This is a genomic window from Bradyrhizobium sacchari (assembly GCF_002068095.1).
GTDB lineage: Bacteria > Pseudomonadota > Alphaproteobacteria > Rhizobiales > Xanthobacteraceae > Bradyrhizobium > Bradyrhizobium sacchari.
In genome coordinates this window covers 1-12,101 of record NZ_LWIG01000019.1, presented here as the reverse complement: position 1 = coordinate 12,101, position 12,101 = coordinate 1, and the positions used below count along the sequence as shown (strand labels likewise).

Annotated in this window: 9 protein-coding genes and 4 pseudogenes; 6 read left to right on the top strand and 7 right to left on the bottom strand. The window is 58.8% G+C overall.

Annotated features, from left to right (window positions below):
• On the top strand, positions 1-821 hold an 821-nt coding region (locus tag A5906_RS22990; RefSeq protein WP_080137603.1), incomplete at its 5' end, for a GntR family transcriptional regulator.
• Positions 822-896: 75 nt separating this feature from the next.
• Here the strand turns inward: A5906_RS22990 and A5906_RS22985 are convergent.
• From A5906_RS22985 to A5906_RS44835, 3 pseudogenes are all read right to left on the bottom strand, one after another.
• Positions 897-1,550, bottom strand: a pseudogene (locus A5906_RS22985) (PepSY domain-containing protein); the annotation flags it as partial.
• Positions 1,544-2,062, bottom strand: a pseudogene (locus tag A5906_RS22980) (helix-turn-helix domain-containing protein); the annotation flags it as partial. The pseudogenes A5906_RS22985 and A5906_RS22980, both read right to left, overlap by 7 nt.
• A gap of 80 nt (positions 2,063-2,142) precedes the next feature.
• Positions 2,143-2,304: pseudogene (locus tag A5906_RS44835) on the bottom strand (3-methyl-2-oxobutanoate hydroxymethyltransferase); the annotation flags it as partial.
• Between the two features lie 217 nt (positions 2,305-2,521).
• Here A5906_RS44835 and A5906_RS46595 point away from each other — a divergent pair.
• Complete coding sequence (locus A5906_RS46595) at positions 2,522-2,830, top strand: hypothetical protein (protein ID WP_488225932.1); 309 nt, start codon at positions 2,522-2,524, stop codon at positions 2,828-2,830.
• 7 nt (positions 2,831-2,837) lie between these two features.
• Here the strand turns inward: A5906_RS46595 and A5906_RS22970 are convergent.
• A pseudogene (locus A5906_RS22970) lies at positions 2,838-4,183 on the bottom strand (IS5 family transposase).
• 1,348 nt (positions 4,184-5,531) lie between these two features.
• Between A5906_RS22970 and A5906_RS22965 the strand changes: the two are divergent.
• Positions 5,532-5,909: a hypothetical protein gene (locus tag A5906_RS22965; RefSeq protein ID WP_080137581.1), complete on the top strand. Its 378-nt coding sequence runs from the start codon at positions 5,532-5,534 to the stop codon at positions 5,907-5,909.
• Between the two features lie 659 nt (positions 5,910-6,568).
• Here the strand turns inward: A5906_RS22965 and A5906_RS46000 are convergent.
• Positions 6,569-6,694 (bottom strand): hypothetical protein, encoded by a 126-nt coding sequence (locus A5906_RS46000; protein WP_283807718.1) that lies wholly within the window; start codon positions 6,692-6,694, stop codon positions 6,569-6,571.
• 948 nt (positions 6,695-7,642) lie between these two features.
• Complete coding sequence (locus tag A5906_RS41605; protein WP_136615431.1) at positions 7,643-7,849, bottom strand: hypothetical protein; 207 nt, start codon at positions 7,847-7,849, stop codon at positions 7,643-7,645.
• Positions 7,850-8,538: 689 nt separating this feature from the next.
• Here A5906_RS41605 and A5906_RS22960 point away from each other — a divergent pair.
• The 3 genes from A5906_RS22960 to A5906_RS41600 all read left to right on the top strand — a co-directional run bounded on the left by A5906_RS22960 (position 8,539) and on the right by A5906_RS41600 (position 11,344).
• Entirely contained in the window at positions 8,539-9,954 is a 1,416-nt protein-coding gene (locus tag A5906_RS22960; protein ID WP_136615430.1) for a hypothetical protein, read from the top strand.
• 15 nt (positions 9,955-9,969) lie between these two features.
• Complete coding sequence (locus tag A5906_RS22955; RefSeq protein WP_080137579.1) at positions 9,970-10,467, top strand: nucleoside 2-deoxyribosyltransferase; 498 nt, start codon at positions 9,970-9,972, stop codon at positions 10,465-10,467.
• A 595-nt stretch (positions 10,468-11,062) separates the two neighbouring features.
• Complete coding sequence (locus A5906_RS41600) at positions 11,063-11,344, top strand: hypothetical protein (protein WP_136615429.1); 282 nt, start codon at positions 11,063-11,065, stop codon at positions 11,342-11,344.
• Between the two features lie 93 nt (positions 11,345-11,437).
• Here the strand turns inward: A5906_RS41600 and tnpC are convergent.
• On the bottom strand, positions 11,438-12,101 hold a 664-nt coding region (tnpC, locus tag A5906_RS22945), incomplete at its 5' end, for an IS66 family transposase (RefSeq protein WP_136615428.1).

The window sequence follows — 12,101 nt, the reverse complement described above, 5'->3', positions numbered from 1 at the left end:
CCCGCCGCGAGGGCATGAAGGCCGGCGATCGCCTGATCGAACAAAGGCTTGCGGACGCACTGGATCTTTCCCGTGCGCCGATCCGGCTCGGCCTGAAGGCTCTGGAGGCGGCGGGGCTGGCGCGCGGCGAACCGCATCGCGGCTTCGTGCTGGCAAAGAATCCGACCAGCGGTGCAGCCCAACCGGCGCTCGCGGCAGTCAGGCGCAGCGAACAGGTCTATGCGACGATTGCGGGCGACTTTCTCGCGAGCCGGCTACCGGCTGATGTCACAGAGGCGGAGCTGATGCGCCGCTATGATCTGAGCCGGGCCGAGCTGCAGCGGTTGCTCGACCGCATTGCGGCCGAGGGGTGGATCGCGCGCCTGCCGGGCTATGGCTGGCGCTTTACCGAAACCGTCTCCAGCCCCGAAGCACAGGCGAAGGCGATGGCGTTTCGCGTGGTGATCGAGCCGGCGGCGATCGCGCAGCCCGATTTTATGCTGTCGCAGGAGGTGATCGCACGCTTGCGCGAGCGCCAGCAGCGCGTCCTCGAAGGCGAGCTCGAGAAGATGACGATCGGCGAGATCTATCACTCCGGCTGCGAGTTCCATGAGGAGATCATCCGCGGTGCCTGCAATCCGTTCTTCGTCGAGGCGCTCAAGCGGGTGAACTCGATCAGGCGTCTATTCGCCTATCGCAGCTTCGCCGACCGCGACGGCATGCGCCGGCACGTGCGTGAGCATTTGCGCCTGCTCGACGTCTTGGAAGCGCGGCGCTACGCCGAGGCAGCGGATTTGATGGCCAAGCACTTGCAGCGGCCATTGGTGCCGGGTCTGTCCTAACGCTTGAGGCCGGCAGTCTGCACCTCCAACGACAAGCGGCCTATCAGCCGCTTCAACGGGCCCTTTCGTTGTTTCTCATTGCCTGCGCAAGCGGCGCCAGCCGATCACGACTCCGGTCAGCGAGAACGGAAGTCCGAGTGCGCAAAGGCTCACGATCAGGCCGGTGCGGAGGTCCGCATAAGCCAGCAGGATCGGAAAATCCAACGTGTGCAGCGCACCGTAAAGCCAGCGATAGGCGCGCCGCGAGGCGTCCCAATGTTGCAGCACGCGGCCGTCGGCGCCGTCGATATCGAACCACACCTCGCCGCATTTCGTGCGATAGACCGGAGCGCCCGGCAGGTTCGATTGTGCGGGATAGTGGTCCTCTGCAGCAACCATCGAAGGCACGCCGCAGCCCTTCGCCAGACGTGCCACGAATTCCTGAATCTCTGAGGAACCCAGCGATCCCGTTCCGTCGCCGAGCTCTTCGTCAACCCTGAACATGACCTGCACGTCGAGGCTGATCCGGTCGCGCCGATACACATTGCCGTTGAACGCGAACCACTCGATGTCACGGGCTGACGGCGATACCGGCCGCCGACCAAACGATGAGGTAGCGGTCCAATCCGGTGAAACGTTGATCACGCCGGCCTCGGCCGAGGTCAGCTGCCCGCGCGAAAACAACCGGCCGTGATCCATGGAAAGCCAGCCGCTGAAGATCCACGTCAGGACAAACGTCGTCGCCGCGAGGCATGGTCCGTGACGGTCAGTGGATAGCAGTAGCGGCCATTGCCGAGCTTGAACTCGCCTTTGAAGTCGGTGCACCACAGATCATTGGGTACAGCGCCCGCGGACAGCGGCGTGCCGCGCGCGCGGTGGCGCGGCACGCCGCCGCGTTTGACCAAACCATGGCGATCGAGCACCGCATGAATGGTGCTTTTGGCGGGAAGCCTGACATCGCCGTCGAGCCGCCGGACCAGCAGTTCACGGATCTTGCGCGCCCCCCAGTGCGGCTTCTCGGCTTTGAGGCGGACGATCAGGCCCTCGACTTGCTCCGGGAGCTGATTGGCATAGTGCACCGGCCGCCGCGAGCGATCGCTCAGGGCCGCCAACCCCTGTTCCTTGTAGCGATCGAAAATCTTGTAGCCGGTCTTGCGTGATATGCCGAACTCCCGGCAGACGTCCGTCATGGCCTCCCCGTCCAGCAGACGGGCGACAAAGCGAAGGCGCTCTTCCATCACCGAACTCGCTTTCCACGGCATCCACACCTCCCGCAGAACAAAAGCGGAAAGTGTAACCCATGTGTCCGGTACGGACCGTTACCTATCTCTCGGGTCGCTCAAAAGCTGAGAAACGGCATATCGGCGACGCGCAAGGCGCGAGGCTTTGTCCGCACAACAGCGTCCAAGTGATGGTTCATCATGGCCATACTGACCGGCAGCGCCTGTCCTGTCCGAGGCACACGTTTCCCCACGCTCTCGCCGACAAGCGTGACGTCAACGATAGCTGAACCTGGCGCCGTTGTCGCCAGAACGGGAGCGGGCAGCTCGTTCGAACGTGTTGCGCCCGGTTTTAAACCCGGCACTCTGCGAATTGCCGGCGGACCGGGAAAGTGATGGCTTTCCCACATTGGGATTTATCAAGCCGAAAATCGAAAGGCTGCTTTTCGCGCCATCTAGTGCGAAATGGAGCCAGAAGCAGCTTGAGGCCCTTCGGCAAACATCGCTCTTTCACAAACCTCCGGAAAACGAACTGAGAAGATACCTTTCGCCTTTAGCTATGAATTTCGATGCAACCAGGTGTTCTGTCCCGGTCACGGCAAGATCTGCACTGATTGGGAGGGGGGAGAATTTTACCGGCAGTGGTACAAAATGCGGGGATGGATGGCAGAGCAAATTCCGTCAGCGGTACGAGGCGGAAATGATAGAGAATTACGATACGGACTCTTTTGTACGCAACCTGCATCAGCTTCCCAATGCTTGGATCGTAATAGGGTTGTTCTATCCGCCTCACCAAACGACCCGAGATAGTCGATCGTTAAGAAGCCGGATTGAGCTGAGCCGGACAGTTGAGGGTGCGTGAGAGCGAGACGAGCAACAGGCGCAAAAGTTCTCTGAACCAGGCGAGGATGCGTCGGAAGTTGTGACCGACGGCGGAGAGGACGACGTTCGCGGCGTCTCCTGCGCGGCCTTTGAGGTGGCACCGGCCGAGGTGTCCTTCGGTTTTGAGATGTCCGATGATGGGCTCAATGGCGGAGCGACGGCGCAGCTCTCGCTTGATGACGCCGAAGACGCCGCGCTTCTGACCGGAGATGAAGACGCGACGGGGATTTTGTGCGTTGTGGCCGCGATATCCTTTGTCGACGTAGGCCCGCTCGATCGCACAGCCGGTGAGTGTCTCGGTGCGGTCAAGGACATCACGCAAGGTGTGACCGTCATAGGGATTGTCGGGTAGCGAGCTGGCGTGCAGCACGAACAGGCCACCAGGCGCCCGGCGATTGTTGGTGACGATGGATGCCTTCACCCCGAACTCATGGGGCGAGGCGGCCTTGCCCTTGCCGATGCACTCCACCTCCGGGGCGTGGAAAGAATAAAGCTTGAAGCCGCGCTGGCGCTGCTGCTGCGAGCGGATCTGGGCGGCTCGGCTCAGCGGCAGGGCGAATGCCTCCTCCAGTGCGGCCTGGCCCTCGGTCTTGCGGCGAATGTCCCGGATGATCCGGCCCAGCCGACTGCGCAGGATGCGCAGCTGTCGCTGATGCCGGTTGAATTGTTTGGCATGAGCGTAACGGCCCGCCATCATCGCCGCGCTTTTGGCCACGCGAGCATAGGATTGCCGCAGCCTGACCCCGTGCTTCCTCGCCAGGCGGTTCAACCCGCGGATCGCTGCATGCAGCAGTTTGGCGTCGGTCGGGAAGCTGATGGCCTTCGGCTGCACGGTCGTGTCGACCGTGACCAGCTTGAGGTCCTGGCTGCGCAACGCACCGGCCGTGTGCGCCACCCGAAGGCTCTCGGCCAACAACCGCTCTAGCTTGTCGCCGAGCCGCTTGCGCCAGTGGCTCAGATCCGAGCGCTCGTGCGGGAAGGCGTGCTGGAAGAACTCTTCGCCGGTGAAGAATTGGAAGTACGGATCATGGACCCAGCGCTCGCACGCCCCCTCATCGGACAGCCCGTAAATGTGCTTGAGCAACAACAGTCCGATCATAAAGCGGGTCTCGATTCCTGGTCGGCCGTTCTCGCTGTAGAGCGGGGCGATCTCCCGTCGATCCAGTCCCAGTCGACCTTGCCGGCGAGCAGAACAAGCTCGTGCTTCATGTTGATGATCTGGTCCAGTCGGGCCCGGAACAGATCGTTCGATCCCGTCGTCTTGTGCTTCTTCGGCCGCATTGTCCCTCCGGTGCACCACAGAAGCACGGTTCACAACGGAGAGGAATCCACAAAACGAATTTGCAAGGTTTGCGGCGCTCAAGCTTCCATTCCCTGCAATCTCAATCGCCCCCAAAACCCAAAAAACTGACTCCCGCTCAATCGCTTAGAGGATTGTTCACAGCCGACGAGATATGGTCTTTTCATGAGAGGGCGCCAATTGAGGCGGCCTATCTTGCCATATGGCCCCATCTAGGCCCGGCCACTCATTCGGAGAAGGCAATCTCGTGGACGGCTCGGCCGGGGCTAATCCCTCGGCCAGCTGAAGCGGTATGCCCGATCGTTCCCCGACTCAACGCTTAGCATCACCGTCCCCCGACGTCGATCCAAATGCCAACTGGCTAGCCTACCTCATCCGCTGCGGAGGCATTGGGATCATCGAAGTCGAAGCGCCTATGCCAAACCGCTAAGCTCGGCCGGGCGAGTTTTACTTTGCGTTGAGCCTGTCGCAGCTCCCCGTTAACTCAGCAAGATGCACCGGTGTTTGCAATCGCCCGTGCGAGCTGCCCACAGGGAGGGATTTGCGGCAAGCGCCTCAACCTGCGCGAGGATTCTCAACCCGTGTAGCCTAGATTTCGCCGACTACTCGCAGCCTGCGTGTGGCACGGTCATTCTAAGCGCGGTAAGCGAAGTATGGAGACCAGTAATGGCGGTGTATTTGGTCACTTGGGATTTGAATAAACACAGGGCGAATTATGCGCAGGCTCGGCAAAATCTGATCGATCATATTTCACGCTACAGTCACATTAAAGGATGAGGGTCTGGATTCCGTGTGGTTCATCCAAGCAGCGTCGAGCGCCGAGGCGATAGACGCGGACATCCGGCGATACATGGAAAAAAATGACCGGCTCATTGTCACGAGATTGGTAAGCGGTCAACTTGAAGGCTGGTTGTCCAAAGAGGTCTGGGACTGGATCACCCCCCGCACTAACTAGGCTTTTACGCCTCGGGCGCAAACCCTGCAACGCAGAGCAAGAAAATGAGTTCATGGGACGGACTTAGTCCTGGCCAGTTCTTAGCGCGAGTAGCGTTTTCAATCGCTATCACGGCCGCAATTGTTGTCGGGACTTTCATCGCAATCCGCTACATGGCGGGCTTTTATCGATGATCAAGCAAACGCAGTGCATTCCGGCTCGCGAGTGTCGCAATGCACAACAGCGGGAAGGCCCAAGACAAGCCCTAGCGAGTGGGGATCCCGTCTGATCCTAAAGCCGATCAAGCAGAAAGACAGCGGATGAAACCTCATCTACGCTGATTATCCCCGTGGCCGCGATGCTAACGTCGACCTGATATTTGCCGGGAGCCAACATTGTCATCGCAGGAAACTTCCATCCGGTCGGCTACGGAAGCCGATCGGGATCTGATCTTCGTACTGATCGAGCGTCATCGCGAGCTGTCCGCGCATTACGATGTGGCGGCGTCTGTTTCGGCAAAGCTCGCGGATGGTGCCGAATTTGCTGCCGCCGACGAAATCAGCGTCGAAAGGAACCTCGCTCTCACGGAGCATGCAAATGTGCTGATCCGTTCTGCGCCAACCACGATCGCCGGCGCTATCGCGCTGATCCGATATGTCGCGGGCCTGCGGGAGTGGGAGCTTCCTGACGATGATGCGTGGCATCGAGTCTTCTTGGTGGGGCTTGCTGACGCGTTCGATGAAATCGCCATGGCAAAGCGGCCTGCCCGCTAAGCTTGTGAAGCGACGACGGCCGGGCGCATGACATCGCAGAACATAGTCCGCGGCATCGTTTTCTGGAGCGCCATCGCTGGGCTTCTCTATTTCCTCTGGAGGTTGCCGTTCTAGCACGGGCTGGAATGATCATGCTGGTTGCACTCATTAGCGATATGGTGCTGGCCATGATCGTTCGGTGTTTGGAGCGCGCGATAGACTTAGCCCCACAACCTTGACAAAGCAGCATCATCCGATGAAACGGTGACCGACCGCTGGACTTGCGGGACGATGGTCAACCGCCCTAAGGTCCCGCCGCAAAGTGTACGTAGGAAAGCCGGTCAGCCGCGGATAGCGGCCAGACGTGAATCGAAGAAGGCGCGAGCCAAGCCACCTTCGATGATCCTTTCTCGTTGCAGAGCAAAAGGGAGATGACATCACCTGTTTTGGAGGAACGCGTTCCGATGATGCGGTGGTGAGCACCATCTGGACGATCTACGCAGTTCTGCGGGACCTGAACAAAACATAGCAACGCGGTTGCTCTCATCGTGTTAGATCACGTGGAATTCATCCGACCGTCCGCTTAGCGCAGAGCAGACGTCGAATGGTGGGACGCCGGTTCATTCGGCGCGAAAGCCTTCGAACGAAAGCGTAGACGCGCCGTGAAGTTCTCGCGACGTCTAATCTTCAGCACCGCTCTGCGGAAATTGAACGACACCACGCGCTAATCTGCTGAAATCCTGCAGCTTGAGACTACTGATCGAACAATCATAGCGCGCCAATTGCGCTACCATCTTCGCCGCCATAATCGTCTCTTCCCTGCGCGTGGCAGATCTCGCGACGCGGACGCAAAGACCGCAGTCCAAGGGTCCCCTTGCGTCATCAAGGCCGGTTAGATGCACGATCAACGAAACCCATTCCGGATTTTATATAACGGACAGAGCTTCGTCTGCTCTCGCACCGTGACTGGTATTAGAAAGCTGCGTCAGATAGTTACTGTTCCTGGTTTTGGCGTTGAGGTGGACTGGACCATTTACAGTCAGCACAATGCTCATCCTACTTCCAGCATGGAGAGTGATGGCCGGGGGGCGCGCGACGCACTCACGTGCGCCTCGAGCTGCGCGGCGCCGCCGCGCCCTACGATTATAGTATGTTGCTTCCTCGGGGGGCGAGTTGGATAGGAGCTCTGTTCATGGGTACGGGTGCCTCGGCGAATTAGGCGCCCAATTTCTGCATCTGCGCCGCACACTCTCGTCTGCCGATAACACGCCGGAGACGCTGAAACTGCGCGGCACGAAAGCGGTAGGCATGCCGCCATCAAGAATGCCGAAGCACCTCGCAAACCGATAGAGTCCAACGGCGCGCAAGCGATGACCGCACATAAACATGAAGAAGATGCCGGCCGGCAGGCGATTCTTTTCCTCTCGGAATGCGAGCGCCGGCACCGAATCCAGATGGGACGATGTGGAGGTCGTGGACGCCGCCTAGAAAGATCGAAAGTTTGTCGAGGTACGCCCAAGGCAGACTTCGATCAGTGCAGCATCCCGTTCGATGCAACAATCAGTTGAATGATGCCAGCTATTGGATAGTTTGTCGCAGAAATGGATTGATTGCCGAGAGTACTCGGCAAATCGGAGGTGGCATTCCTTGACTGCGGCTGAGCAGTCGGTCCGGTCCGCCCAGATACGCAAATCTCGCGAAATGCTACGCCCCGCGACCGAGGCTCCTATCCTCAAGTACGATGAATCTGCAGCTTACTTTGGCGCGGATGGGACTGTCGCTTTTGGCGCCAGACGACCATCGCTACGGATGTTGGATTCCATCCGCGACTGAATCTCGGTCAGAACCTGCGCGCCCTTGTCACCGTACACTTCGGCAAAACGCCGACGAACCATCTCCCCCGCCCAATTTGCGGAGCGACGATTGGCCTCTTCGTATGCCTCATCAACAAGAATGGTCACGGTACACCTTTTCAAGAACGAATCGGACGAGGCTATCAGCTTCGCGTCTTCCCGTTAATCGTCCGTCTACGCCAAAACCCGGCGGGTTCAAACAAAACACACACACGCGGTTGAGTCGAGATGTCCGAACGTCGCCGGCGGTATCGCTGACGGCCGCTTCCCCGATCATCTATTTAGGTTGAAGCCGTCCATCACACAACCCTTGCTTACAATTTTGTCATGGTAGATAAGTAGGAAGGTTGCCTCCCTGTTCCACGTTAACCATCCCATTGAAAATGCCGCCTTTTTCTCCCGCGAATGGGCCCCGATTTCTGAGCGTTGGGGCCGTAATCTCCTGGGTCTTCCCGGATGGACCCGACCAGCAGAACAAACGGCTTAGGTTCGCTCCGAGCTTTCCGCCCGACCTGTTTGCGGTTGCGGCTTTCTTGCTGCAGGTCGGCGGTGCCTATCACTATTTCGTGCCACGAGGCCGACGGGACGATTGGAGTGAAGCATGTGTATGCGTCGAGGATGCAGACCTCCAGGAGTGGCAGCACATCGGGACGGGGTGGGCCAAGCAGTATCCAGAGCTACCGATCGAAATACAACAGCTATGGTCCGAGCTTTGGAAGTGCAGAGGCGAGCCGGTCTTCAAGGAGCCTGAAGTAGGCAAATCAGCACCATGCTGGTGGAAGATTTGCTGGGCGCTGATGGCGATCGCCGATGAGGCTTGCGAAAGTGTCGGCTACATCCACGTAGACGACAAGCAGAGCGCCTGGCACGGGAGCTGGGTGGCGCTTACCGTCGATTACTGTCTGCGCAATTCGGCAGATGGGGTTACGCCCTCTGACCGCCACCGCCGTGTAGACAGACAGATTGCAAGCATTTGCCTTATGGCAGATCGTGACGTCGTCTGCGTACAGCCCAAGTCGCATACGCCGGAAGTAGGCTGTACGCCACGAACATTGGCGCACAACCTGGCGCTTCTCCCGCCCAGGGGCGAGATGCGCGCGCATTGGCAGCGGCCTCCCCAGTATATGTTGCCAGAATCCCGAACAGATCTTCGTTTGCTCTTGATTCCGTATCCGTTCGAAATCGATGCAGAGTGGTTTGTCGGAGAAAAGGTGACCACCGAAGAAGAGCTGAGGAGACCAGGTCGAGCCAAACCCTGGGGTTGGTTCACACTCGATCAGCACTGGTTGCCCAGAAATTCACAGGCCATCGTAAAGATGGTCGATCTTCTCTTGGCCCAAGCAAGAGCAAAGGCGGGTAGCGTCAACGGCGTTGTTTTCCCTGAATACGCGCTCGATTGGAAGTCGTACAAAGCTGTCGCCGATCATCTTCGCGACCACCATCCAGACGTTGAATTTTTCGTCGCAGGATCGAGTGACAATTGTGCCGGCGAGAAGGGCAATTTCGCGCTCTCGTCCCACTTTTTCGATGAGCCGAATGGCGTACGTTCTACCAGGATGGCTGCAACGACGAGCCGCGCAAAACATCATCGCTGGCGGTTGGACGTACATCAACTCGCAAGTTACGACCTGACCAACGCCTTGGATCCGCGATATCTCTGGTGGGAAAAGATTGTTCTTCAGCAGCGGGAAATCCACGTAAAGGTCATTCGAAGTGCCTCAGTTTTTACCACCATGATCTGCGAGGATCTCGCTCGGAGCGATCCGTGCCACGAGGTGCTGAGAGCCATAGGACCTAACCTGGTGTTCGTATTGCTTATGGATGGGCCACAAATTCCGGTCAGATGGTCAGCGCGCTACGCGACGGCACTTTCGGATGATCCGGGGAGCTCGGTTCTAACGTTCACTTCAAGGGGATTGATATCTCGATCGAACTCTGCGCTCGAAAGAATGAGTCTCGAGGAGCGGGGATCCCGGGAAGCGAGTTGGGCCGTTGGCTTGTGGAAGGATGCGACCGGTACCGCACAAGTCATCAGTTGCCCGCCAGGTGACCACGGCGTTGTGATCAGTCTTCATGGCGATCCCTTGTTTGAAGCTACCCTGGATGCAAGGCAAAATGCGGATGCTTCTCGTTGGAGAATGGTTGGCACTCCAATTACCGTATCCCTCGACGCTGTGCGCGATAGCAAGGTGATAGACGAGCTAAAAATTTGAAAGCGGAAAACACAAATGCCTAGTGCACCAAAGGCGTACCTCGCAGGCCCCACGGTTTTCTTCCCGGATGCACTCGAAGTGGGGCATCTGCTCAAAAAACTTTGCCAAGATCATGGCCTGATCGGAGTGTTTCCGTTAGACGAATTGGAACCCGGCGTCACCGCCCGCGAGATATTCGATCACAATATCGCCCGTCTTCGGGCATGCGACGTTGTTGTCGCGGATGTGTCGCCATTCAGGGGGCCACATGCCGACGACGGTACGGCGTTCGAGATGGGCTTTGCCAATGCTTTCGCGCTCCCGATTTTTGCGTATAGCCGGGATTTGCGGCCCCTAGCCGGTCGAATAGCCACAGAGCGTGGTCATGATCGGCGGTTGAGGGATGATCGGCAGCTAGAAGTGGAGGATTTCGGTCTGAGTCAAAATTTGATGTTATCGTGCGCGGTGGTCGGTGTGTACGAGAGCGCCGCAAAGGCAATCCAGGCCGCCGCGCAGCATCTGTCTGCAACATGACGACATTATTCGCTTGTGAAATCCGGTCTCCGATCACGCGCCGCATCGATTGCTCAAACCGCCAGATGTATCGATGGCCTCGACCTTGCCTGGCGCCGGCAACCGAACCCTCTCAACGTCTCGGAGTGCAAGTCCCTCAAGGAGCGCATTGTAGGCTGGATAGGCGCGCGAGAGTTCGATCATAACGAATCCGGACGCGCGGAAAGCGCTCGCCCCATCGGAGTCTTCCACCTTCGAGGATCCGCCAGCCGAGGCTTTGCGCGCGAGTCCTGCTGTATCAAGTTACAAATCAGTTCCTGGCTGGGTTGTTGTCGTGGATTAGCGCAATGACGTATCCTCTGCACATTCTGGGTTGGAAAGCATTTCAGGATCTTTGCATCGCTCTTGCTGAAGAATGCCTCCGTCGCCATGTTAGAGCTTTTTGCCTGGCAATGATGGCGGTCGAGATGGCGCCTTTGTCGGCCGGTGGGGCGGGGACGATCCGGCCGCCGGCAGCTCCACAATTCAGTGCAAATTCACCTCGAAGCCCTCAAACCTGACTCTGAGCGTCCTAAGCAATGAGCTGGAGAAGGCAAGAAGGCTTGCGAAGCGACGATTGGCCGCCGATTACGCCGTGTCAGGTGCAAGCGATATAAAAATCAGGGAAGCTTTCGGAAAAGAGGGCGTCGGACGTTGCCTCGTGTTCGGTTACGACTGGATTGTAAGACAGATCAGGTCCTCGCCGCGCCTGAGCTACGCCCAAGCACAGCTAATCCTGGCGGCTATGGGCAATGATCTTCAGCGTCTTGTTGTCACAGAAGCCCACCGCAAGAGCGTGCGCGCCATGAGCGCGCATAACCTGGTGCTGTTGCTTGGAGCGCCCGCTGCTGGCAAGTAACAATCGGCGCAAGCTTGGCAGTCGGTGCTGCTGATATCTGGCAGCGCGCCACAGTCAAGGGTAAGCATCCGGTGAGGACCGCGTAGCGGTCACTCAGGCTGCTTGGTTGACTTGCTTATTTCGGTCGCGCCAATACCAGGGCAAAAGTTCGTCGAGCCGTTGTACGGGATGTGCAGCGATGCGTGCCAGGACGTCGGCGAGCCAAGCTTGTGGATCCACGTCGTTCATTTTGGCTGTGACGATCAGGCTGTACATCATCGCGGCACGGTCGCCGCCGCGGTCGGAGCCACAGAACAGCCAAGACTTCCGCCCCAGGGCGATGCCGCGCAGGGCTCGCTCGGCGGCGTTGTTCGACAGGCAGATGCGGCCATCGTCGAGGAAGCGGGTAAACGCATCCCAGCGCTTGAGCATGTAGTCCATCGCCTTGGCAACGTCGTTGCGCCGGGAGAGCTTGGCGCGTTGTTCACGCATCCAGACTTTCAGATCGGCCATCAGCGGCGCGCTCAGCTCCTGGCGGACGGCCCGGCGCCGTTCGGGCGTCTCGCCGTTGATGCCTCGCTCGATCTCGAACAAGGCGTCGATCCGACGGACTGCTTCCAGTGCCAGAGGCGAGATCACCGCTGGCTTTTTGCCTTGTACCTTGCGGCGCGCATTCTCCGCCAGATCAGCCATCACGAAGAACGGTCGTCGGGCATGGACCCAACACGCCGCTTCCAGGATCGGACCTACGTTGCGGCTCGGGTCATAAAGCTTGCCA